Origin of the sequence: Pseudoalteromonas sp. XMcav2-N, assembly GCF_024124545.1 — a bacterium.
In the GTDB taxonomy this organism is placed as follows: Bacteria; Pseudomonadota; Gammaproteobacteria; order Enterobacterales; family Alteromonadaceae; genus Pseudoalteromonas.
On sequence record NZ_JAMXSF010000007.1, the window covers coordinates 78,018 to 102,770 of the forward strand.

The 24,753-nt window shown below is 45.5% G+C and carries 14 protein-coding genes; 11 read left to right on the plus strand and 3 right to left on the minus strand.

The annotated features are described in order from the left end of the window. The first annotated feature begins 79 nt into the window (after positions 1 to 79). Genes NH568_RS11075 through NH568_RS11085 form a run of 3 tightly spaced genes read left to right on the plus strand, consistent with a single transcriptional unit; the run spans position 80 to position 6,804 of the window. Positions 80 to 2,959: a cadherin-like domain-containing protein gene (locus NH568_RS11075; protein WP_253047169.1), complete on the plus strand. Its 2,880-nt coding sequence runs from the start codon at positions 80 to 82 to the stop codon at positions 2,957 to 2,959. Between the two features lie 12 nt (positions 2,960 to 2,971). Beyond that, complete coding sequence (locus tag NH568_RS11080) at positions 2,972 to 5,707, plus strand: TonB-dependent receptor plug domain-containing protein (RefSeq protein WP_253047172.1); 2,736 nt, start codon at positions 2,972 to 2,974, stop codon at positions 5,705 to 5,707. Between the two features lie 14 nt (positions 5,708 to 5,721). After that, on the plus strand, positions 5,722 to 6,804 hold the full coding sequence (locus NH568_RS11085) for a cytochrome c peroxidase (RefSeq protein ID WP_253047175.1): 1,083 nt from the start codon (positions 5,722 to 5,724) through the stop codon (positions 6,802 to 6,804). Positions 6,805 to 6,934: 130 nt separating this feature from the next. Here NH568_RS11085 and NH568_RS11090 read toward each other — a convergent pair whose 3' ends face one another. Next, positions 6,935 to 7,624, minus strand: a complete 690-nt coding sequence (locus NH568_RS11090) for a hypothetical protein (RefSeq protein ID WP_253047178.1) — start codon at positions 7,622 to 7,624, stop codon at positions 6,935 to 6,937. Positions 7,625 to 7,851: 227 nt separating this feature from the next. On the opposite strand from NH568_RS11090, the gene NH568_RS11095 reads away from it, so the two are divergent. Beyond that, the gene (locus NH568_RS11095; protein WP_253047180.1) at positions 7,852 to 8,325 is read left to right on the plus strand and encodes a GNAT family N-acetyltransferase; all 474 of its coding nucleotides are present in this window, start codon (positions 7,852 to 7,854) and stop codon (positions 8,323 to 8,325) included. 105 nt (positions 8,326 to 8,430) lie between these two features. Here the strand turns inward: NH568_RS11095 and NH568_RS11100 are convergent, their stop codons facing one another. Continuing rightward, positions 8,431 to 9,552, minus strand: a complete 1,122-nt coding sequence (locus NH568_RS11100) for a response regulator (protein ID WP_253047183.1) — start codon at positions 9,550 to 9,552, stop codon at positions 8,431 to 8,433. A 17-nt stretch (positions 9,553 to 9,569) separates the two neighbouring features. Next, positions 9,570 to 10,649, minus strand: coding sequence for a two-component system response regulator (locus NH568_RS11105; RefSeq protein WP_253047186.1), 1,080 nt, complete (start codon positions 10,647 to 10,649; stop codon positions 9,570 to 9,572). Between the two features lie 91 nt (positions 10,650 to 10,740). On the opposite strand from NH568_RS11105, the gene NH568_RS11110 reads away from it, so the two are divergent. The 7 genes from NH568_RS11110 to NH568_RS11140 all read left to right on the plus strand — a co-directional run bounded on the left by NH568_RS11110 (position 10,741) and on the right by NH568_RS11140 (position 24,712). Continuing rightward, the gene (locus NH568_RS11110) at positions 10,741 to 14,742 is read left to right on the plus strand and encodes a response regulator (RefSeq protein ID WP_253047189.1); all 4,002 of its coding nucleotides are present in this window, start codon (positions 10,741 to 10,743) and stop codon (positions 14,740 to 14,742) included. Positions 14,743 to 15,046: 304 nt separating this feature from the next. Continuing rightward, positions 15,047 to 16,765: a class I SAM-dependent DNA methyltransferase gene (locus NH568_RS11115; RefSeq protein ID WP_253047192.1), complete on the plus strand. Its 1,719-nt coding sequence runs from the start codon at positions 15,047 to 15,049 to the stop codon at positions 16,763 to 16,765. Continuing rightward, on the plus strand, positions 16,755 to 17,804 hold the full coding sequence (locus NH568_RS11120; RefSeq protein ID WP_253047195.1) for a PDDEXK nuclease domain-containing protein: 1,050 nt from the start codon (positions 16,755 to 16,757) through the stop codon (positions 17,802 to 17,804). Before NH568_RS11115 ends, NH568_RS11120 begins: the two co-directional genes overlap by 11 nt. A 59-nt stretch (positions 17,805 to 17,863) precedes the next feature. Further along, on the plus strand, positions 17,864 to 19,126 hold the full coding sequence (locus tag NH568_RS11125) for a restriction endonuclease subunit S (protein ID WP_253047198.1): 1,263 nt from the start codon (positions 17,864 to 17,866) through the stop codon (positions 19,124 to 19,126). 14 nt (positions 19,127 to 19,140) lie between these two features. Next, entirely contained in the window at positions 19,141 to 20,430 is a 1,290-nt protein-coding gene (locus NH568_RS11130) for an FRG domain-containing protein (RefSeq protein ID WP_253047202.1), read from the plus strand. 72 nt (positions 20,431 to 20,502) lie between these two features. Next, positions 20,503 to 21,432, plus strand: a complete 930-nt coding sequence (locus NH568_RS11135; protein ID WP_253047204.1) for an HrgA protein — start codon at positions 20,503 to 20,505, stop codon at positions 21,430 to 21,432. A 16-nt stretch (positions 21,433 to 21,448) separates the two neighbouring features. Further along, positions 21,449 to 24,712, plus strand: coding sequence for a type I restriction endonuclease subunit R (locus NH568_RS11140; RefSeq protein ID WP_253047207.1), 3,264 nt, complete (start codon positions 21,449 to 21,451; stop codon positions 24,710 to 24,712). The last annotated feature ends 41 nt before the right edge of the window (positions 24,713 to 24,753 follow it).

Here is a 24,753-nt window from a genome sequence, read left to right on the forward strand (position 1 = left end):
TGAGAAATAAACTGCGTTTAAAATGAGTTTTCACTCTAATCCTTTCGACTAGCAAGCTCCACTTTAAATCGGATGAAATATGAATAAGTATCTATTAAATTTAGCTTTTATGGCTAATCTGGGCGTTTTTTTGTGTGCCTGTAGTGGAGGAACTAATGAAGAGGGGAATCAGGAACCCACTTTTACCTCTTCCGAAAACCGTTTTGCTTTGGATGAAGATACTAGTTTAAATGGTGTGTTTTATGCATCAGATCCGGATGGTGATGTGTTGGCGTTTGGGGTGGGGAAGTCTCCACGAAATGGCGTACTTACGGTTAACCGAGATGGCAGCTTTGTATATGTGCCAAAAGAACATTTTTTTGGAGAAGATACTGCAAACATCATTGTTTCAGACAGTATTGCTACGACGACCAGAGAAATAACATTTATTGTTGAAAACATTAATGATGCACCCGTTATCATTTCGAGCCATGTTGCCGTCAGCGAGGTAGGTAGAGCCGTCGGTCAGATTGTTGCAATCGATTATGATAATGATGCATTAAAATTTAGCGTGATAAGAGAGCCTGAAAAAGGGGTTTTAACTCTTAACACTAACGATGGTAGCTTTGAATATGAGGTAAATTCAAATGTTGAGATAGATGATACCTTTACTGTTAGCGTAAGTGACGGAAAAGACGAAGCTACCCAGGCTGAGATATTTGTCCGGCCTTCTTTTGTCACGAATGATGACAAACGCAACTACTACTACAACTCTGACAGTTCACACCTTGCAAGAGCAATAGCGTTAATTGAGGTCAACCAACAAGGTGATAAAGAGGCCATATCTGATGCTGCACTATCCGGACTAGGGTATTTAGACATTGCCGTAGGTTATGCACAGTCCGGTTTTACCCAAACGGCGACTGGGATAATTGAAAAGCACATTTTAAGCAGGACGGTTAAGGCACAGGCATATCAAAAAGTCGCTACCGCATTGGACGAGCAATCTAACCTGGTGCTGGCCAATGAATTGCGTGAAAAAGCCACAGTTGAGTACAACACATATATCGCTGAAATCGGCACAGAAAACATTACGCCGTCGAATGCGCTTTTCTATCTTGTCGTCACTCGGGATTACATAGATGCAGAACAAAATGAGCAAGCTAAAAAGCTGCTGGCAACAACGCGTTTATTTGCAGACGAGCTGAGCGATTTAAGCCTTGAATCGAAAAGTGCGCATCGCGCGTTTGTTGGGGCCTATCTTGAGCATGCGCAAAACATGACGGAGGATTTCCTTAACAATGCTGCTGGCACAACGTTTGAAAACGCATTTAATGCCATTCAAAATCTGTCAGATATTACCGCCACTGTGAGCTTTGACGAATCGAGCCGAGGCATAACACATAAATACAGAGCCAATTACTATCGTCAGGCGGCGCAACTTGCGCACCTGTTAAGCCTGGTGTCACAAGGAGCACAAAAGCAAAAGGCGGTTGAGCTTGCCAAAGCTAATCTGGCTTCTGGATTGGCTCTTTATACTGATATTTCCTATGACCCTAACTATAAACGAGAGGCTGAACAGTACGCAGCAACAACGCTGGCACGGTTTGACACGCCACTGCAGTTTTTTAGTGGTTTGTTTTTATCTTTGTACCCAGAGTATGTAGCTGCGAACAAAACCGCAGATTACTCAGGTAATGTTGCTTATGAGCTGATTAAGCAGGTTGGCAGTAGTACAGATCTGCGCTATGCCCATCGTCATATGTATGCGCATGCTTTGTTGAGCAATGCACAAGCCGGGCTTGCACTAACCTCTACGCTGACTGAGCTCAATGCAACCTTTGCAGGGGGTAATGAAGCCGAAATTTTCCACACCCTGATTGAGTTTGGCCCAACCAACTCAATGGAGCGTTACGGCAGCTGGTTGCTCCACTATGCAGGCTACAAAGAGCAGGCATTGCTGCTAATCGATGAGGCACACAAATTGTTGCAAAGTGAGGCGTATCAGAACGATGTTGGGCTGGTGGTTAGCCAGGTGGTGGGCAATCATGGTTGTTTGCGGTTGGCTGAATTAAATACTGTATTTGGTGGCAATCAAGCACGTACTGATGCCCTGCTCGCAACTTGTGCAGAGATTATTGAGAAGAAATATAAAAACAATAGCACGCTCACCGCAGAGCGAAAAATCGAAGCCTTCAATACCATGACAATAGGCTGGTCTAAGGGACACAGGGCTGATTTAGCGCAGGCCACGAGCGCTGAAGCACAAAAGATCGCTGCCGATATTACTGATTTCGAAGACTCCCTTAAGGCACACCTTTATGTTGCCAGTGCATTGGCAACTGGCGCAGAGCTGAGCCAAAGTCAGAGTGTTGCCACAGCGGCTTTGGAGAACACCCTCGTGCAGCTGAATAAAGAGCTGGAAACGGCTAAGTTGGTTGAGTTGATCGACGATGTTCTGGGCCAACTGAATTTAGTGACGTCACAGGATAAAGAAGCGTCATACCTGAAAATATACAAGCTTTACTTTGCAATCATGCAGCGGGCAGGTACCCATGACGATTATCGCACTGTCAGAGAAAGTATCACACTCAAACTCACTCAGGTTTTTGACAAAGTTGAATCTTTAGCAAGCGCTCTGTCAGAAAACGACCGACAGGATATTTACGAATCTCTGATTAAGCATTATTCGGCACTCGGCCTATATGACAAGGCACGCTCCCTGGCAACGGACCCTGTTTATACCGAGGCTGACAAAGAACAACTGCTTCTGACAATTGTTCAGAGTCAGGCTACGCAGGATGAATTTCCGGCATCTGCAATCGCCAATGTTGATACGGACAAAGACGGGCTTGCTAACTTCTTTTTGCCGACAGCAACTGAGCAGCAAAGGGCAGACTCAGGATTGAGCCTGGATCAAGATAGTGACAATGATGGTAAGCCCGATCCGGAAGATCTCACACCCCTTTCCAAAGACTAAATAGTAGTAAAGATGAAAAAAATTAGGTTTATATTCCTGCCTGTGGCTCAGGTAATCTGTCTTCCTTTGGCTGCAAAACAACTCGCCCCTGAAGAGACAGACGAATTACCGAAAGCGCTCGTTGTTGAATGTGTGGGTGATTCTGCACTGAATAAAAAAAGCCGCGAGCAACTGTTAGAGTGCATTGCACACAAGCAACGAGCACAAGAAATTGAGCGTATTGCAGTCCATGGCGAATATATAGGTTTACAAGTACCTGAAGTTAACGGCCGTTACGTACTGGATCGTGATTTTCTTGAAAAAACACCGCACAATGCAGGTGATATCTCTGAGTTATTGGGACTGTTACCCGGGGTTATACTGGGAGATGATGCCTATGATGCAGATTTACAAGCTGAAATCGGCGCAAAGCGGGTTTCTATTTCAGGGGGCCAGCCATGGCAAACTGGGTTTTTTCTTGATGGCGTAAACTTTAATAGCCGACAAGACCCCAGTGCATATGATCGCAAAAAATCCACGCCAAATGATGTTCAGGGGGCTGTACAGGCTTTTAATGTAAATCAACAAATCGTTGAGTCGATAGATGTTTTTACCAATAATATCCCCGCAAACTATGGCGGATTCAGTGGCGGTGTGGTTGAAGTAAATACGCGTGAGGCCGATTCGGGCGCCGCCACATTTGGTGTTAATTACCGTACTTCGCAAAGTGACTGGAACGAGTATCACATCATAGTGACTGAGGAAGAAAATGAGGCCTCCAGTGCTTTACCTCTTGCACCTGTGTTCGAGAAAAACGTTTATAATTTAGACTTCAGCACCACAGTCGGCGAACACCATAGTGTGTTGTTCGCAGCCAATTATACCGACAGCAAAATATCGACTATCTCATTAAACGAAACTGTACTCACAACGCGGGAAACCGCAAACTATCTGGTAAAGTTGACGCAAACAGATCTGTGGCTGGATAAACTAAGCCTGAGTCTGAATTACTCACCTTATGAGTCTCGGGATGTGAGTAAAAACGTCAAGCATAGCGAATTTACAAGTGAAGGTGGGGGCTACAGTACAACGCTGCAGATGGAGCAAGAAGTTGCCGATATCCTCTTTGCTGGCAAGCTGTCATACGTCTTCAGTGAAAACTCGCGTAAGGGACCGCCGCACTTTTATCCCTGGTACAAAGCAAAAGGGAAAGACTGGGGCGTGGGTGATGCCGCAGAATTTACCCTGTTATCCAGAGAGGGCGGCTATGGCTCGCTCTATAAAACTCAAAAGTCACTGAATGGGGATTTTAGCGCTAAGTTTGATGAGTTTTCGGTGATGTCGACTCAGCACTATTTGCAAGTAGGTATTCAATTGCAAAAAGAAGTGATAGACCGAAAACGGCATGATAGTAGCTTTAGTTACAACTCCCCGATCACCGGAATAAGTCAGCTTAACTGTACGGCTGCATTGTTCGACTGTGTCGAGTTAACCACGAGCATGTCTGTGTCCGAGCTGGAAAAACAGCTTGGTAGCCCACTCGACCTCTCTAACCCTGATCATATTCTGGCTTATAGCGAGATTGTTGATACAGCCCCGCAGTATTTCGCTTTGAGAACTGTTTATCAGCAAGAACACATTGATGTGGATGTGCAAAATATCAGTGCCTATGTCACAGATGACATAGAGTGGAAAGACATCACGCTTCGCGCCGGGCTTCGATATGATTACGACAACTTCCTAAAGAATCACAACCTGGCGCCCAGGTTGAGCTTTGGTTATCGGGTAAATGGCCACCAGGATACTATGTTAGTGATGGGGCTGAATCGATATTACGATAGTAATCTTCTGACCTATAAAATCCGTGAGCAGCAGCTACCCAGTTTATTGCAAAGGCGCAGTATTAATTCAGAGGGGGTGGTTGAATTATGGCAGGACCTGAGCTCTGCCACTGATTACCGATATCGCTTTACTGATGCAGAAACCCCTTACAGTGATGAACTTGTCTTAGGCTGGAAACAGGCGACTGACTATGGCAATTTTTCAGTTGAATACGTTAAGCGCTGGAGCAAAAAGCAGTTACGACAACTCAGTGAGCCAGAATACAATCCTGTAGATGGCTATTATTATCGCCAAATGACAAACCTGGGCCATGCTCACAATGAGCGGGTCTCCCTGTCCTGGGCGTGGAATGTGAATGCTCACAGCCTGTGGGCAAATACGACTTATCAACTTTCCCAATATACCAGTAGCACGCAGCTGGAAGATATTGAAACTGCAGCCTTAAATGAGCTGGTGTATTTAAGGACCGAAACGCCAAATAAGGGTTACACCTATACTGAAACGACTAAAAGTAATATCGAGCTTAGAGAAGCTGAGTTTGGTGAGCCATTGTCACTCAATGTGGGCTGGACAGCAAGTTGGACTGAAACACTGACAACCAGCTTAAATACCAGCTACCGACAAAGTTACCATGCAATTTCTGCGCTCGATCTGTCCAGAGAGAGTAGCCAGATTGACAGGCTATGCCCTGTTTGCCAGTCAGATGAATCACTCTTTATTGAGGTGTACCAGGAAACGAAAATCCCGAGCAGGGTTCTGGCCAATTTATCGTTTAACTGGCAGTCGACGATTTTTTCAGAAAAAAGCGTGAAGTTTGGGGTGGATATTCACAACCTGTTTAATAGCAGGACCCACTCGGTCAATGTTGGTACGTCGGGTGTTGAAACGGGTCGTTCAATTTGGCTTTCAGTGGGTATGGAATTGTAGTAGTGAAAAAGTATATGAACAAATTTAGTATGGTCACAGTTTTTATCGGCAGCTTGACCTGGGGGCATGCAAGTGCCAGCTCTGTAGAAAATCAGTTGGCTGAACAATATAAACGTCATCCCAGTTTATGGCCTGCTGTGCAAACGTCGGATGGCCGCAAGGTGGATGATCTGGCGCCATTAAGCAACCTTTTTCCCGATCCGGATATCAAACAAGTCGCGCTTGGAAAGCGTCTGTTCAATGACAAAATTCTGTCAAGAGACGGCTCGGTGAGTTGTGCAAGTTGCCATATAGACGGCAAAACGTTTTCTGATGGGATAGGGCAGGCAAAAGGAATAGACGGCCAGGTTGGCAACAGAAATACGCCAGCGATTATTGGTCTTGATCACTGGACCAGTTTTTTCTGGGATGGCAGAGCAAAAACGGCATTAGAGCAATCACTAATGCCAATAGAAAACCCAATTGAAATGGACTTGCCGATTGATACGGCTCTGGTAAGGCTAAACCGTGACAGTAGCTATGTTGCTGCGTTTAATGAAACATTTTCAACTGACAAAATTGAGCGTACACATCTGGCTAAAGCGCTCGTTGCTTTCGAGCGCAGCATTGATAAACCCGAGTCATTATTTCAGCGCTTTATCTCTGAGGCATATACGGATCCGGAAGCAGCCGTTGGGTTGCTTAGCCAGCAGCAACTGAAAGGCATGCATTTGTTCAGGACAAAAGCACAATGCATGACCTGCCACTCTGGTGCGCTGCTTAGCGATAATAAGTTCCACGTTACGGGTTTTCATAACTATGGCAGGCGATTTCAGGACTTAGGCCGTTACGAGCACACCAAGGACCCTACTGATGTAGGTAAATTCCGCACACCGACATTATTGGCGATTTCAAAGACGGCACCCTGGATGCACAATGGCTTGTTCACCGAGTTCAGGCCAATGATAGAGCAATACAATCGCGGTGGATTTAAACCTAAACCAAGAGGCCGCTTTATAGGTGACAAGATGTTTCCTGTTACTTCTGAGTTGATCCAGCCCACCCGTATGACAGATCAAGAGGTGGATAATCTGGTAGAATTTCTAAAAATCCTTTAATAAAGCGGCTTGTATACTATTGAATAGAGGATGAGGCCGATAACCCCCATTCGTGTTTGACCACAATGGGGATTGTCGAGTTGTAAGCACAGCGACACATTAAGCTGTGTTAATTTGCATTTAAGCGGTTTTATTTAATCGAGTCGATAATGACCAGAGGGAAATTAGCTGGTGAGCGAGGTCGCCAGTCATTGAATGTGATATTTTTCACACCAAAAGACATGAGAGCCTGGGGGGAGTAACTCCAGCCCCTGGCTTGATTCGTTTTAGCTTGCTTAACGATATGGGCAGTAAAACCATAGGTGAGTAAAGTATGCTCCACGCCCATACTTTGATAAAACGCTTTTTCTCTGGCACTTAATTGCTCTATAACAGCGTCGTAGTGCGCCCGCAGCTCTGCCCATTTTTGTTTACGCTGTTCACCCTGCAAATTGTCAACCATTGCATCAATATCACTGTTTCTCCAGCGGGCTGAACTGGCATCGCCATGCCAGCCAATGACTGCGTCTTTAGCCACTTCTGTTGGCCTGCCGCTGAGCAATATGTAATTTGCGCAAGAAGAAAAACAAAACCCGTTGATTTTTACGCGTAATGCGTGTTTCTGAATGAGTTCAGCCAGGTCAATACCTAACTCTATGGGGCCACCCCCACTCGAAATCACCAAAGTATCAATTGAGCTGTGTGTTTCCAGCAGGAGTTGTACTTGCGTATTGTCAGGTTCATTGAGTGTACCCTGATAGACAATACTATGTTTATTCACACTAATATCGGCAAAACAGGCATTACTGATAAGCAGTGTGGGTAGAATTATTTTATGCATTAATCGGCAAGTTTAAAAACACTCACTATAACACGGAGTCGTTTCTATAGGTGAAAATAACCATAAAAATCAGGCTATTCTGATGTTCAGACGCATTTAAGTCATATAGTCAAAAGTGATCAAAGATAAACAACTTGCCTTTATACACGCGCTTTAACTGAGCAGCTTCCTGTTGCATGTTTGTACCAAGATTGAGACAGTGAACTTACTCAACATCCAGACAAGGAATGACACCATTGGAATTTTGTTTTCTTGCCGAGCGGCCTGAGTTTAAGCCGCTGGTCGCAACATGGTATTTTGAACAGTGGGGCGCCTTAGTGCCCGATGCCTCTTTGTCTTCGTTTGAAGACAAGCTCACTGAGTATCTGCAAACGGATGCTATCCCTTTAATCGTACTCTTGATGCAAGATAATGCGCCCATTGGCGCGGCTCAGCTGCGTTTTTATGAAATGACCATCTATCCGGATAAAACCCATTGGCTGGGTGGGGTGTATGTTGCCCCCCATGCAAGAGGCAACAAAGTCGCATCGGCACTGGTACAAAAAATCGAGCAGTTGGCTCAGTCTTTTGGTGTCCGGGAACTACACTTACAAACCGAACAACAAGACGGCGGGCTTTACCAGCGTTTAGGCTGGCAGGCACAGGAACGAGTTAATTATCGCGGCGTGGATGTGGCTGTAATGAGCAAGTCGCTTTTCTGATTTGAGCCCCCGGTGTATGCGGTTTCTTTGCTTAGCATGGCACTCGCTTTCGATGTAAAAACACCCAGTGCCATGATGCATTTAACCCTGATATTACCCTCAACGTTAATCGATTAGCTTATCCAGCTTGATAAAAAAGTCATTAAAGGTTGTCGACATGTCTTCTGAATGTGCTTGTATTTGTTGCAAATCGTCCTTTGCTCCGTCGAGGGTCTCGCGAATTGTCCGCTCCTGCGCATCGCTGAACCCAAAGGTTAGCATTGACTCCTCGATATCAAAGATAAATCGTTCAATCAGCTCCTGACACGATTCATTATAGTGCTTAAAAATGTGCTCGATACTTTCTAAATCTTTGCTGGCAATCTGGCTTAGCTCCTTAAGGCCCTGGTTTTTTGCCTGAATAGCCTGAACATTGCTCTCCAGGCTTTTTAGTCTGGCATTCGCTCCTCTGACGACCAGAGCCAGGATGTCATTGAAGCGCCCATATTTCTCTTCGTCGTCTGTGGGCATATTTTTAACCAGCAAGGAGCAATAAGCGCTGTTAAAGAAGCTCCGCTTTTCAATATTGATAACGGTTTTGCTCTCGCGGCCTTTTTTTAATAACTCGCGCTCAAGCGGGTTAATTACGCCAAAGTTGCTAAAATCCCGAAACTCTCCCAGTAACCCGAGCTGTACAGATGCTTTCAAGTTAAGGTTTTGACAGAGCGCCAGGATGGCTGTGGAGAGCTCTGATAGTGTATTACACCGATATGTGTTTTCAATAAACTCAAGGCACAGTCCCAGCTCGCTGCAACTGGTAATGGCGGTCATAGTGACTTCTTCAGCGGCTTCACAGTTTACTTTTAAAGTATCGATTTCATTGCTGTACTTCACCAGGCGTTCGATTCTGAAAGCCAGCTCGTCTGCATCAAATGGCTTGGTGATGTAATCATCACCACCCGCCTTAAAGCCTTCCAGTTTGTCGTCAATACAGTCTTTGGATGACACAAATAAAACCGGGGTATCGTTATGGCTTGAGGCATTGCGAATTGCCTGACAAACCTCGTAGCCGTTCATTCCTGGCATGACGACATCCAGTAACACTGCATCGTACTTTCGTTCACTGAACAGTGCCAGTGCGTCTTCCCCATTAAATGCCGAAACGTAGCTATGTGTTTCGCCCAGCATGGTCATTGCGATGTCATGGTTTACCTCATCATCGTCCACCAATAAAATTGAGTAAGGCATAAGTCCCCCGTTCGATCTTAGTCCCGGTATTGTTGAGAAATCTTAAAAAATGCGCTTTCTTGTGCCAGAAATTCATCTAATAGTTCGGGGTCAAAGTGACTACCACGGCCTTCTTTCATAATCGCAATTGCGTCGCTGTGTTCCATGGCATCTTTATAAACTCGTCGACTGATGAGCGCATCGTAAACATCGGCAATGGCCATCAGCCTGGCACTGAGTGGGATATCTTCTCCTTTGAGGCCTTCGGGGTAACCTGAGCCATCCCACTTTTCATGGTGATAATGAGAAATCTCTTTTGCTGTTTGTAAAAAGCTGTCGGTCTGGCCCAGCGCTGATTCGGCCGTTTCGATAGCATTGCGGCCAAACACGGTATGGCTTTTCATAATCTCAAACTCTTCAGCTGTAAGCCGGGCTGGTTTGAGTAGTACATTGTCCGGTATGCCAACTTTGCCAATATCATGCAGAGGTGCGGATTTGTAGTAAATATTGATGACTTCGGGGGTCAGTATCTGTTTATACTTTTCTTTGTCACTGAGTATGGTGGCGAGCAACTTGACATAAAGCTGTGTACGGCGAATATGATTACCGGTTTCCTGATCCCGGGTTTCTGCAAGGCTTGCCATTGCCTGAATGGTGACGTCCTGCAGCTGCGACATTTGCTCGGTCCGTTTCTGGACTTCTTCTTCTAAGTAATTGTTTTTGTTTTTAAGAATATCTTTAGACTCTTTGTTTAGCAGATGCGTATTTAGGCGAGCCAACAGGATGGGGGGGCTAATTGGTTTGTTGATATAATCACATGCGCCTAGCATAAAACCTTTTTCTTCATCCGAGACGCTGGTTTTTGCGGTCAGGAAGATGACCGGAATTTCACAGTGAGACTCATGTGACTTCAGATATTTGATGACATCGTAGCCATTCATTTGTGGCATCACAACATCCAGCAAAATGATATCTATCTGATTATTCTCAACAAGGTTAATCGCGGCTTCACCACTTTTTACTGCCAACACACGATATTTGTCTTTGATAATTTCCGCCATGAAAGCCAGGTTCTCTTTCACATCATCTACTACCAGCACGGTCTTTAGTTCTTCCATAGCCTCTGTTACCACTATGTTGCACGATTGCACGACGTACTCAGAAATATAGGTCTATTATTAGTGAAACGCCAAATAGGGATTGAGTAAAATGAAAAGCTTGAGAGCTAGCTTCTTTATCACTTTTTTAATGATGCTGGTTGTGAGTTTTGGGATTGGCTTGATGTCGCATTTTGTCAGGATAGAGGTCAATGCCTTATCACAGAAGCAAGCACAGTTATTTCAGCTTACGGAACTTGCCCATGAATTGAAACTCAGCTCGGATAACTTAACGAATTTTGCCCGGGCCTATGCAGTAACCGGCGATGAAAAATGGCAGCAGTTGTTTCAGTTTGTTTTGCTTGTACGGGATGGCAAAGTGCAAGCGCAAAGCGCCAATACTTTTGATTATTGGGATAATCTCGCGTCACCTCATGCCAGCTTACCAGAGTTAGAGTGGATAGAAAACGGGCATAATATTATCGAGCGTTTCCAACAACTTGGGGCACAAGATTTTGAGCTGTTGCAAATGCAAAATGCCCTGTCCACGTCGAATGGATTAGTGGGGTTAGAAAGACAGGCTTTTAATGCCATTCAGGGGATCTACCGGGATGAGTATGGGAATTGGGTGGAAGGCGGGGAGCCCGATTTAACAAGCGCGCAGAAAATTTTATTCAGCGATACGTTTTTAGCCGAAAAATCCAAAATTATGACCGCAATTGGTGAGGCGCATAGGGCCATTGCAACACGCCTTAATCATGAATTGCATAGCCATCAAGAAAGCCTCAGCACTGCTTATATGTTCAGAAACGTATTTAACCTGATTTTACTCATTAATATCGCATTGTCATTTTATCTGCTGTGGAAATTGTATATTAATCCCGTTGCCTCCATCCAAAAGCAGGTGGTCAGCAATGTGGAGCAAGGTAACTATAATTTTACGCTCGATGAATCCGTAAAAGGGGAGCTGTCTGAACTCTCTATGTCTATGAACAAGCTGCTTAATGACTTATCTGAGCAACTTGAGTTTAACACCATTATGAAGGATTTTGGCCTTGCATTGCGAGGCAAGAAAAGTCCGCATGATCTTGGTGAAGAGCTGTTACAGTTTCTGGAGCAGCGGTTATCTGTGCCATTACTTGGCTTATATGTGTTTGAAGATCAGAAAGCACTCAACCGAGTTGCCGGAACAGGCTATAGCAGCAGCTGCGCCACAACATACAGCAATTATGACTCCATTCACTTTCATGTTCTTAGCACTCAAAAGCCTTACTCTATGAAGTTTGAAAAAGAGCAATATGCTATCGAGTTGAACGGACAAAAGCTCTCTATTAGTGAGCTGTATTACTTCCCGCTGGTGGTGAGTAACGACAGTATTGGGTTATTGGAATTAGGCAGCCTGGTTGAGCTGACAGAGCAGGACTACAAGTGGGTTAAATCGGTTATTAATGACCTGGCGGTGAGTTTGCAATTGACCCAGAATATTGACCTACAGTCTAAAGCAGAAAAGCGCATTGTCGAGCAGCTTGAGTTGAATAAGAAGATTCTCGACGCCATCCCCAGCCCAATGTACTACAAAAATAGCGAAGGCCAATATTTAGGCGTAAATAGTGTTTTTAATCAATACTTTGGGACATTCGATGCCGATGTGCTGGACGCCACGGCTGAGGATATTTTCGATTATGAAATTGCTCAGGTTTTTGAGCAATCCCATCAGGATTTAATCGACAGAGAGTCAAACCACCATTATGAAATAACGATCGAGAATGCAGAAGGCGACCCCAGAAATTTTATTGTGTATGAGGCGTTATTTACCAATGCTGAAAATCGGCTGGCAGGCGTGGTAGGTTTGCTGCTTGACGTGACAGAACGCAAACAAATGGAGCAAGAACTAAGGCTGGCTAAAGATAAAGCCGATGAAATGAGCACCGCAAAAGGGGAGTTTTTGGCAAATATGAGCCACGAGATCCGAACCCCGATGAATGCCATAATCGGTATGAGCCATTTGGCGCTCAGAACCGATCTTACCCCGCAACAGATGGGCTATATCAATAAAATAGATCAAGCCGCGAAAAGTTTGCTGGGGATCATTAACGATATATTAGATTTTTCCAAAATTGAGTCAGGTAAGCTTGAAATTGAACACATCGACTTTTCTTTGCAAGAGGTCCTGGACAATGTGGTCAACATCAATGTGATTCGGGTGCAGGAGAAAGGCCTGGAGATGTTGCTAGATATCGCCCCTGATGTACCAATTAGCCTGGTTGGCGACCCCCTGCGCCTCGGGCAGATCCTGATTAATTTGTGTGGTAACGCCATTAAATTCACTGAGCAGGGTGAAATTACTATTTCCGTGACCACCGCCGAGCAAATTGAAGACCAGGTAACTTTAAAGTTCTCGGTGAAAGATACGGGCATTGGCATGTCTCGCGAGCAGCAAAATAAGTTGTTTCAGGCTTTTTCGCAGGCAGATGGTTCAATCACGCGTAAGTATGGTGGTACCGGACTTGGTCTGAGTATCTGCAAGAAGCTTGTGGAGCTCATGGGGGGCTCTATTGGTGTTCACAGTGAGCAAGGGAAAGGCTCGGAGTTCTTTTTCACCATAAAGAGTGGCTTACAGTCGGCTAAACTCACTAATGTAATTTGCCCTGACAGTCAGCTTGCGGGTAAGCAAGCGCTGGTTGTTGATGACAATGAAAGTGCACGGGCTATTTTAACTAATTTGCTTAAAGCAATGAAGTTTCAGGTGACGTGCTCTGCCAGTGGTTCAGGCGCCGTTGAACTGGCACAAGCCGGGGGCTATGACATTATTTTTATGGACTGGAAAATGCCGCATATGAGCGGTATTGATGCGATTAAACATATTCGGGCATTAGAGTTGGAAACAGAACCTAAATATGTGCTTGTCACAGCATATGGAACAGATATTGGCATGAACTCAGAGGTGCATGAACTGATTGACTCGGTCATTTTGAAGCCTGTGAATGCGTCTGTACTGCTCAATTCGATCATGGAGTCTTTTCAGTTGTCGGAGCCGCAAGGGGGGAGTGAGTCATATAGAAAGATCGACAACACCGCGCTTTTATTTGAGCAACAGCATGTACTTTTGGTTGAAGACAACAGCACAAATCAGGAAATCGCCACAGAAATGCTGTCATCGTTAAACCTCCAGGTAAGTATTGCTGAGAATGGTCAGGTTGCGGTCGAAATGATTAAGGAACAAGCGTTTGACATTGTACTGATGGATATACAAATGCCTGTTATGGACGGGTATTCTGCAACAAAGTACATCAGAAAGCTCAGTCAGTTTAATGCCTTACCAATTATCGCAATGACAGCAAACGTTATGAAGGAAGATCTTCAAAAGTGTCAATCTGCCGGAATGAATGGCCATATTGGCAAACCAATCAACTTCAATCAAATGGCAGAAACAATACGCAGCCACTTATATAAGCAATCTGAGCCTACTGATCCTGTTGCGTTGCAAACTGAAGCCCAGCTGGATACGGGTAAGGAAGTGAAAAACGATGAGCAAATCGAAATAGCAGGTGTGGACGTTGAGCGCGCTATTAAGCGGCTGGGCGGCAATGACAAGGCGTTTTGGAGCATTATTAAGAAATTTGCCAGAAACCAAATTGAGGAAAGCATTAATTTGAATCAGGCGCTGGTCATAGGTGATCTGGAACATGCTGAGCGTATTGCCCACTCTCTGAAAGGCGCAAGTGCCAATTTATGCATGGATGACTTATCAAAACGCGCCGCAGAGATTGAAAAAGCGATTGGCAGCGGTGAGCAAGTCGAGTTGGAGCAGGTAGAGCATCTGACTGAATTTCTGAGGGGGCTACACAAGCAGCTGAGTGAACTAAATCAGGAAGATACGCCTTTAATTAAGCGAACAAATGTGGTTAGTTTAAAGGTAACGAAAGAGGATTTTACTCAGCTTGAAGCACTGCTGCTTAGTTGTGATATGCAATCAGTTGAACAGGTGCGTGAGCTTGCCGCCAGCCATAAATTGGACGAGACGACCAGTAAGCGGCTTATTGATTTGATTGAAGATTTTGAATTTGAAGAGGCTGCCAAGGTGGTTGCCCATTTGTTAGAAAAATCAGCGTAGTGAACCTATAGTGCCCATCAAGGGATACAAACAAAAGCGTATCAAGCTCAACCGATTAACAGCCAGACATAGGTTTGGCTGACTTAAGCGACATTCAATATCTGTGTGACTTTATAACACATCGGGTTTTTATTCCGTTTTATCGCGTATTGGATGACATCTGTATTCAGCTGAATAACTATGTGGCCTTTATTAAAATGTATTTTTTGTATTTAAAACCCCGCCTTAGTTAATACTAAGGTTGACTGGGTTTGCTGATTTACTGGTATCATAGGGTCAATTTTTCGACCTCAAGAAACCCGAAATGAACGAACAAGAACAACGATTTCTCAAAGAGCTGGAAAGTAAGCTCTGGACGGCCGCAGACAAACTGCGTGCATCACTGGATGCCTCTCAATACAAACATGCGGTGCTGGGGTTAATTTTCGTTAAATACGTGTCCGACGCCTTCTCGCTGCGCCAGCAAGAACTAAAACAGGAATTTGCAGACCCGGAACACGAGTATTATCTTGACCCCGAAGGGTTCACGCCGCAGGAGCTTGAGCAGGAAATCGCACTTGAGCTGGAGCAGCGCGATTACTACAAAGAGAAAAACGTATTCTGGTTGCCAACGGAGTCTCGCTGGCAGTTCCTGCAAGACAACGGCCCTCTGGTTATTGGGGGCGCTGAGTTAGAGTTTGATGGCCCAAACCAGCAAAAAATCACCAAGAAGATCACGTCTGTCGGGCATTTGATTGATAACGCGCTGGAAGGCATCGAGCGCGACAACCAAAAGCTAAAAGGCGTACTCAATAAGCACTACGCCGCTTTAAAAATTGATCAGGCAAAACTGAACGAGCTGATCAACCTCATTGCGACCATTCCGTTTCATCATAAGTCACTTAACAGTAAAGATATTCTGGGCCATATTTACGAGTACTTTTTAGGTCAGTTTGCGCTTGCCGAAGGTAAAAAGGGCGGTCAGTTCTACACCCCTGCGTCTATCGTTTCACTGATTGTTGAGATGATAGAACCGTTCGAAGGCCGCGTGTATGACCCGGCAATGGGCTCCGGCGGTTTCTTTGTACAATCTGAGAAGTTTATTGAGCGCCGCGCACACCAAAAAGACATCGACCCGCTTACGCAAAAACAAAGGATCTCGATTTACGGTCAGGAATACAACTACACCACATGGCAGCTGGCTGCGATGAACATGGCGATTCGTGGTCTGGATTACGATTTTGGTAAAGAGCCTGCCAGTACCTACACCAATGACCAGCATCCCGATTTACGCGCTGACTTCATCATGGCAAACCCGCCTTTCAACATGAAAGAGTGGAATACGGGGGTGGATGATAACGACCCGCGCTGGCTATATGGCAAACCGCCTTCAGGTAACGCCAACTTTGCCTGGATGCAGCACATGCTTTATCACCTTGCCCCGGATGGCTCTCAGGCCTTGTTGCTTGCTAATGGCTCTATGAGTTCAACCACCAACAACGAAGGCGACATTCGCGCCACCTTAGTTGAGCAGGATCTGGTCGAGTGTATGGTGGCGCTGCCAGGACAACTGTTTACCAATACTCAGATCCCGGCTTGTATCTGGTTCTTAACCAAAAACAAGAAAGCACGCACGGATAAGTCGGGCCGCAAGCTGCGTGATCGCACAGGCGAGGTGCTGTTTATTGATGCGCGTAACCTTGGCTATATGAAAGATCGTGTACTGCGCGATTTTACCCCAGATGATATCCAGAAAGTCGCCGACCTGTACCACGCCTGGAAAACAGGGGAAGCTGTGAACGGCGTGACTTACGAAGATCAGGCGGGCTTTTGCAAATCAGCAACCTTAGCAGAGATTAAAAAACACGATTGTGTGCTGACGCCGGGGCGTTACGTGGGCGCCGCTGAAGAAGAGGATGACGGTGTGCCTTTCGCTGAGAAAATGGCAACGCTAACCGCTAAACTGAGTGAGCAGTTTGCGGAATCTGCAAAGCTGGAAGCTCAAATCAAAAAGAACCTCAAAGGACTGGGCTATGAGCTCTGAGTTAAGCAGTGCATCATTGCTAAACGACATCAAACAAATCGTTGAGCAGGCCAGAGGGCAAGTTAAACAGACGGTTAATGCGGCGATGGTGCAAGCCTACTGGCAGATCGGCTGTTTAATCGTTGAGCATGAACAGCAAGGCAATAACCGCGCAGAGTATGGCAAGGCGCAGTTAAAGCAGCTTTCTGAGCAGCTGACCCGTGAGTTTGGTAAAGGTTTTGATGTGACTAACCTGCGCAATATGCGCCGGTTTTATCTGGCGTTTGAAAAACGAGAGACAGTGTCTCTCGAATTGAGTTGGTCTCATTACAACCAGCTATCGCGGATAGAAAAAGACAGCGCGCGCTTATGGTATCAGCAAGAGGCCATCGCGCAGAGTTGGAGCGTGCGAGCTTTAGAAAGACAAATTGGCGCGTTGTATTACGAGCGCTTGCTTGCCAGTAAAGACAAGGCGCTGGTAGAAACTGAAGCGGCGCAAAAAACAGCGCCTTTAGCTGAAACAGCCAAAGACTACCTGCGCGACCCCTACGTGCTGGATTTCTTAAACCTGCAAGATAAAACCTATCAGGAATCAGAGCTTGAGCAGCGTATTATTGAAAACTTGCAGCAGTTTTTGCTGGAGCTGGGCAAAGGCTTTGCGTTTGTTGAGCGTCAGCAGCGCATTCGCTTTGATGATGAAGACTTTTATATCGACCTGGTGTTCTACAACTTCAAACTTAAGTGCTTTTTGCTGGTGGACCTGAAAATAGGCAAGCTCAAACATCAGGATGTTGGGCAAATGGACACCTATGTGCGTTTGTACGACAACAAACTAAAAGGCGACGACGACAACCCCACCATCGGCCTGGTGTTGTGCAGCGAAAAGAGCGAAGCGGTAGTGAAATACTCGGTGCTGTCGGACCAAAAACAGTTGTTTGCAGCCAAATATCTCCCTTACTTACCAAGCGAAGAAGAGCTTAAACAAGAATTGCAGCGCGAGCGCGATAAAGCACAGCAAGCATTACTGGCACAGCAGGAAAAAAACAATGAAGCAGAATAATAAGGTTGAGCTGGTAGTGATAAAAGTTGATAACAAGAAGAACTTAGCGGGGTTGGGATATGAGTTGTGATGTTCGTGCAATGTGGGAACTTGTTGGTGGTAAAGCTCCTGCGCATTGGGATTTTACAACATTAGAAAAGTTGCTCGAAACTCCAAAGTCGGTCTCTGTAGGTGTTATGTATCCGGGATCTGATACCGAAGGTGGGGTTCCTTTAATAAAAGTATCTGATGTGAAAAATGGTGTCCTTGTTGGAAAACCAGATTTTTGTATCAGTGCTGAGGTTGATGAAGAGTATAAGAGAACTAGATTAAACGGAACTGAATTGCTCATAACATTGGTAGGCAATCCGGGGGATTGCGTTTTAGTTACAAAGGAAATGAAAGACTGGAATGCTGCACGAGCGCTTGCAGTAGTAAGGTTGAAAAATTTGGAGCTGCGAGAGTGGCTTAGATATGTGTTATTAAGCAGACCTGCAAAGCACATAATAGATGCTCGTTTGAACACAACAGTTCAGAAAACACTAAACCTTAAAGATGTTAAAGAGCTGCCAATTCCTCTCCCTCCAGCAAGTGAAAGAGATTTAATTACAAAGAACATTAGAGATATAGAAAAGAAACTTATTCTTAATTCTCAAACAAACCAAACCCTAGAAGAAATGGCGCAAACCATCTTTAAATCATGGTTTGTCGATTTTGACCCCGTGAAAGCCAAGATGAATGGCGAACACCCAGAGGGTATGGATGCGGCGACTGCCTCGCTATTCCCCGACAAGCTCGTTGAATCTGAGCTGGGGTTGATTCCTGAGGGGTGGGAACCGAAGCAGCTAAAAGACATCCTCGAATTGGCCTATGGCAAAGCGTTAAAGAAAACAGACCGTGTAGAAGGTAAAGTGCCTGTATATGGCTCTGGCGGATTGACTGGTTTCCACAACCAAAGTCTTGTTGAAGGCCCTGGAGTTATCGTTGGCCGTAAAGGGACAGTTGGTTCTGTCTACTGGGAACCTAAAGCGTTTTTTCCAATTGATACAGTATTCTATGTTAAGCCCAAAGCAGGTTACTCACTGAAGTATTGCCATTTAGTTCTGCAAAATCTTGGGTTAAAAAACATGAATACTGATGCAGCTGTCCCGGGGTTAAACCGCAATAATGCATACCGCTTGGGTGTATTAACTCCAAGTCCAGTTGTACTCAATAAGTTTAATATTATTATGCAGTCCTTCCAATGCCAGATAGACGCTAATAATGTTCAAAGTACTAACCTGTCTTTATTGCGCGACACACTTCTGCCAGAGCTGCTTTCTGGAAATTTATTAATACCGTGACCAAGGAGGGATAAATGAGTTCGATATATACCTCGGATGAGCATTACGAGGACCAAGATGAAAAGTATTATCTAAACCTTCCTCTGTGGCCTAAGTTCGCTATCCATAATAAAACTATTGATGGAATGATACCCTCTTGCAGAGTTGAGTCTTGGGAGGATTTTGATCAAGTTGTGAAACACTACTGCGATAATGATACAGAAGGAAGTTATGTATTTAGAGGGCAGAAACATTACAAATGGCAATTAGAGCCGACGTTAGATCGACTCGTAAATGGTGCTGTGACCAGAGATGTTGCTGAGAAACAGTTGCATAACTTTCGTCTTTCAACTAGAGGACGGATCAATGATAAAGCGATATTACGTAATGATAGTGAGTTGTGGGCGCTTGGGCAACATCATGGACTAGCAACCCCCTTACTAGACTGGAGTTTATCTCCATATGTGGCTTTATTTTTTGCTTTTGAAGGTGAAGATGATCCAACATGGATTGACGACAATGGTGAAGTATCTAACTATAGTAGAACGATTTTTGTACTAAACAAATCATTTATTCAGGATCTTAACGACATAGAGAGCTCCGAAGATGGAGAAGTACTTAAGATCGTTGAACCATCTATAGATGATCATGGTCGACTCGTTAATCAGGCTGGCTTGTTTACCTTTGCTCCATACGGTGAAATTTTAGAGTCAGCATTAGAGCAGCATTTAATTGACTCAGGTGTAGATACTAATGAAGTTGCAGTGTTATCGGAATATATTTGTCGCATTCATATTCCCAATGAGCCTAATACTCGTAATAAATGTTTGAAAAAGCTACACAAGATGAATATTCATCACGCAAGTCTATTTCCTGATTTGATTGGAGCTTCTGGTTATTGCAATGATTTAATTCGAGAGGCATTACTTGCACGTAAAGCTAGATCAACAGATGAAGACAACTCTGCAATTGTTGAAGCACCAGTGGTCAGTGTATCAACACCATCTTGGGATAAACATAGGTTAGAGTCGACTACAACGAAGTCAATACTGCTCGAGTCTCTAATTATTGAAGAATCAATCCGAGGGAAAATTTCGCCTAGTGAGCTAAGTAATGTGGTAGATGATTTACTTGAATTTATAAACCAAAAGGCGGGAGTTGATTGGTATAAGAAAGAGCCGGTTTTAGCTCGTTTGCGAAACATCGTTCGTCGACAATTGAGAAAAACAAATTTTCCTGATGATTTTATTTCACCATCAGCAAATGCATTAATTTCAAAAGCCGCAGATATGAGCAAAGCTGTGGAAAGTATGTCTACTAAGTAACAAAGCTGTTCCCAAATTACTTTCCGGCGAAATCGAGTTAGAACAGACTCAAGAATTAGCAGAGGTCAAATAATGGCAACCCGAGTAGAAATGATTATCGACACGCTTAAGGCGAACCCCGACAAGAAGTTTACTGCTCGGGAGTTAGCCAAAGAATTTGTGCTTCGATATCCACAAGAAATCGCTGAAAAACAAGAAAACCCGCGCTACAACACCGAAGACAAGCTGATTGCCCAGCTGGCGGCAGAAATTGGCGGGGAGCGAACACAAAGAGCGAAAGCGGTATGTTCTCATGTTGCTACACGTGACAAACCAAGACCCCGGGTTTACTACTGGGAGCAGGAGCCTAAACCTGCTGATAAAGAGGACGACCTTAGCGACACCGATGAATCAGACGTCGATACGCCGCTTGCGCCGTCTAGCTTAAGCGAGCAGGACCTCTACCCAATGTTGATTGAGTACCTCAGTAAGGATCTGGGCCTTTACTGTCAGCGTATTGATGAGCGTAAATCTAAAAACGCTCATGGCAGCGGTGGCAATCACTGGTTACATCCCGATGTGGTAGCGCTGGAGCCGCTCGACCAGGGGTGGGATGAAATTGTCAGAAGTTGTGTGCGCAGCGGTAATCACAGCTCGGTGCGGCTGTGGTCTTTTGAGGTGAAGAAACACCTTACCAAAGGTAATGTACGAAAATACTTTTTTCAGGCGGTATCGAATTCGAGCTGGGCTAACTTTGGCTACCTTGTGGCAACGGGCTTAAACAGCGACGTTGAAGGCGAGCTGCAAATGCTCTCGAGCTTGCACGGGATTGGCGTGCTGCTCCTGGATACCGAATCTTTGTTTGACAGCCAGATACTTATTCCTGCTCAGGAGCGAGTCAACGTAGATTGGCAATCTGCAAACCGGATCGTGGCTGAAAACAAGGATTTTCACCATTACATTGAGCAGGTTGGCATTTACAACCAAACCGGGCGGTTAATAAAGAGCGCATGGAATAAATAATAAGGATAAAGGGTTAATGATCACAGAAGACCAACTAGAACAACAATGTCTCGACTGGTTTCAAGCGTTAGGGTATCAATACCAAAACGGCTATGATTTGGCACCGGATGGTCCGCTCCATCCAGCCACGGGCGTCCCCGAGCGTGAAAACTATCAGCAGGTCTTGCTTGTGGCGCGGTTAGTGGCGGCGCTGAAAACCTTAAACCCCAATGTCCCCAGTGACACCTTAATCGAAGTGGCGAAAACGGTCGCCACAGCGCAAACGCCAGTCCTGATTAAAAACAACAAAGCTTTTCACCAATACCTCATTGAGGGTGTGCCCGTTGAATACTCGGTGATGGAGCACGACAAATGGGTGACCAAACATACGCATGTCCGGTTAATTGATTTTGACAATCGCGAGCATAACGAATTTTTAGTGGTCAATCAGTTCACTATCTCGGGCACCAAAGGTAATCGTCGCCCTGATATGGTGGTGTTTATCAATGGCTTGCCGCTGGCGGTAATTGAACTCAAAAACCCTGCCGATGATCATGCCGACATTTGGCATGCCTACAATCAAATTCAAACTTACAAAGAAGAGATTGCTGACCTTTTTGTGTTCAACGAGGCATTGGTTATTTCTGATGGCTGGACGGCGCGAGTTGGCTCGCTGACTGCGAACAAAGAGCGCTTTTTGCCCTGGAAGACCATAGAGAGTGAAGACGATAAACCACTGCTCGAATTCCAACTGGAAACCCTGGTGCGGGGCTTTTTTAAGCCAGAGCTGTTGCTTGATTATATTCGTTACTTTGTGTTGTTCGAACATGATGGCGGCCAGGGCGACTCGGGCGCAGGCACCATCATCAAAAAAATCGCGGGTTATCACCAATTCCATGCCGTGCGTGCTGCGGTAAAAGCGACGGTTATTGCGGCTACAGCCGCTGACCAAATCGCCGAGCCACGGGCAAATTATGTCAATACCGTGGTGCCCGGAAGTAAAAAAGCCGGCGTAGTCTGGCATACCCAGGGCAGTGGTAAAAGCATTTCGATGGTCTGCTACGCCAGCAAATTGCTGCAACAAGCACAGATGAATAACCCAACCTTAGTGGTGGTGACAGACCGCAATGACCTCGACGGCCAGCTGTTTAACACCTTCACGATGGCGCAGGAAACCCTGAAGCAAATCCCGCAACAAGCAGAAGACCGCGACTCATTGCGCGATTTACTGCTTAATCGTCAGTCCGGTGGCATCATTTTTACGACGGTACAAAAATTTGCGCTGCTCGATGAAGAAATGGCGCATCCGGTGCTCTCGGAGCGCTCGAATATCGTGGTGGTGTCGGATGAGGCGCACCGCAGCCAGTATGGCAACAAAGCGCGCCTTGTTGATGTGAAAGACGGCAATGGCAATGTGGTCGCTCAGCGTTATGTGTATGGCTACTCCAAGTACATGCGTGACGCGTTGCCGAATGCCGCTTTTATTGGCTTTACGGGCACGCCGATTGCGCAAGATGACAAAGACACCCGGGGTGTGTTTGGAGAGTATGTGTCTGTTTACGATATTCAGGATGCGGTGGATGATGGTGCCACCGTGCCCATTTACTACGAATCTCGCTTGGCCAAACTGGATATTAACCAGGATAAAATTGAAGCGCTTAACGAACAGGTCGAAGAGGAAATAGGCGAAGACGAAGAAACGCAAAGTCGTGAGAAAATAAAATCACAGTGGTCAGCGCTTGAAAAACTGGTTGGTGCGCAGCCGCGCATCGAGCAAGTTGCTCAGGATTTGGTCGCGCATTTTACCACCCGCTGTGAAACTTTTCCGGGCAAGGCGATGATCGTTGCCATGAGTCGCGAGATTTGTGTGGATTTATACGATGCCATTGTGGCCATCCAACCCCAGTGGCATAGCGACGACCCAAACAAAGGCGTAATTAAAATTGTGATGACAGGCAGTGCTGCCGACAAAGCCAAAATGCAGCCTCACATTCATGATAAAAAAACCAAGAAGTTATTCGAAAAACGCTATAAAGATACCAGTGACGAGCTGCAACTGGTGATTGTCCGTGATATGTGGCTAACCGGTTTTGATGCGCCTTGTTGCCATACCATGTATATCGACAAGCCAATGAAAGGCCATAACCTGATGCAGGCTATAGCGCGTGTGAACCGGGTGTTTAAGGATAAACCCGGCGGTTTGGTGGTTGACTATATTGGGATTGCCAATGAGCTTAAGAACGCACTTAAGACCTATACCAACAGTCAGGGCAAAGGCAAGCCAACCGTTGATACCGCTGAAGCTTTCGCTGTCTTTATGGAAAAAGTCGATATCATCCGGGGGATGTTTGCCACCCCCGTGGATGGGGCAGTCTTTCATTATCGTCCGGACTTTGAAACCAAACCGCTGCAACTGCTTCCGGGCGCCGTAAACCATATTTCAGGGCTCTGTAATCGCAACAGCAAAGGCGAGGAAGTCCGTGATGGTAAACGCCGGTTCCTGGATGTGATGGCGGCATTGATGAAAGCGTTTTCTTTGTGTAATACCTTGGACGAGGTGGGCGGATATAAGAGTGAAATTGCTTTTTATGGTGCGATAAAAACAGCCTTCTTAAAGCACTCGACCGTAGACAAAAAACGTAACGACGAGCTACGCAATTCTGCCCTGAGGCAGATCCTCAATAACGCCATTGTGGCAGATGGCGTTGATGACATCTTTAAAACGGTCGGGTTAGATAAGCCGAACATAGGGTTACTATCAGAAGAGTTCCTTGAAGATGTAAAGCATATGAAGGAGAAAAACCTTGCCGTTGAACTGCTGGAAAAGTTGTTGCGGGATGAGATAAAAGCACGGATGAAAAACGATGTGGTGCAGGAGAAAAAGTATTCTGACCGTATCATGTCGACACTGCAAAAGTACCATAACCGCAATATCGAAACCGCTCAGGTCATTGAAGAGCTGATCCAGTGGGCCAAAGAAATGCAGGCCGATAGCGAGATGATGGATAAGCTGAACTTGTCGAGCGATGAAATTGCATTTTACCGGGCACTGGTAACCAATGAAGCGTCTGTAAGAACGCTGGGCGACGATAACCTGCGTCAACTGGCCATCGAACTGACGCAACAACTACGTAAATCAGCAACGGTTGACTGGCAAAAACGCGAAAGTGTGCGGGCAAGAATGCGTAACCTGGTGCGCCGTTTACTGCGACGCTGGAAATACCCGCCAAATATGGCCGAAGAAGCGATAAAACTCGTGCTTGAACAAGCCGAGGTGCTGGCTGATGGCTGGTATAACTGATTGTCAGAAAGCCCGTTGACAGTGTGACCTTATAACACATC

Excerpts from the sequence above, each read along its gene's own strand:
- NH568_RS11075 (WP_253047169.1), top strand. The coding sequence starts at position 80 with ATGAATAAGTATCTATTAAATTTAGCTTTTATGGCTAATCTGGGCGTT.
- NH568_RS11125 (WP_253047198.1), top strand. The coding sequence starts at position 17,864 with ATGAGTTGTGATGTTCGTGCAATGTGGGAACTTGTTGGTGGTAAAGCT.
- NH568_RS11080 (WP_253047172.1), top strand. The coding sequence starts at position 2,972 with ATGAAAAAAATTAGGTTTATATTCCTGCCTGTGGCTCAGGTAATCTGT.
- NH568_RS11090 (WP_253047178.1), bottom strand. The coding sequence starts at position 7,624 with ATGCATAAAATAATTCTACCCACACTGCTTATCAGTAATGCCTGTTTT.
- NH568_RS11095 (WP_253047180.1), top strand. The coding sequence starts at position 7,852 with ATGACACCATTGGAATTTTGTTTTCTTGCCGAGCGGCCTGAGTTTAAG.
- NH568_RS11105 (WP_253047186.1), bottom strand. The coding sequence starts at position 10,649 with ATGGAAGAACTAAAGACCGTGCTGGTAGTAGATGATGTGAAAGAGAAC.
- NH568_RS11140 (WP_253047207.1), top strand. The coding sequence starts at position 21,449 with ATGATCACAGAAGACCAACTAGAACAACAATGTCTCGACTGGTTTCAA.
- NH568_RS11135 (WP_253047204.1), top strand. The coding sequence starts at position 20,503 with ATGGCAACCCGAGTAGAAATGATTATCGACACGCTTAAGGCGAACCCC.
- NH568_RS11110 (WP_253047189.1), top strand. The coding sequence starts at position 10,741 with ATGAAAAGCTTGAGAGCTAGCTTCTTTATCACTTTTTTAATGATGCTG.
- NH568_RS11100 (WP_253047183.1), bottom strand. The coding sequence starts at position 9,552 with ATGCCTTACTCAATTTTATTGGTGGACGATGATGAGGTAAACCATGAC.
- NH568_RS11120 (WP_253047195.1), top strand. The coding sequence starts at position 16,755 with ATGAGCTCTGAGTTAAGCAGTGCATCATTGCTAAACGACATCAAACAA.
- NH568_RS11085 (WP_253047175.1), top strand. The coding sequence starts at position 5,722 with ATGAACAAATTTAGTATGGTCACAGTTTTTATCGGCAGCTTGACCTGG.
- NH568_RS11130 (WP_253047202.1), top strand. The coding sequence starts at position 19,141 with ATGAGTTCGATATATACCTCGGATGAGCATTACGAGGACCAAGATGAA.
- NH568_RS11115 (WP_253047192.1), top strand. The coding sequence starts at position 15,047 with ATGAACGAACAAGAACAACGATTTCTCAAAGAGCTGGAAAGTAAGCTC.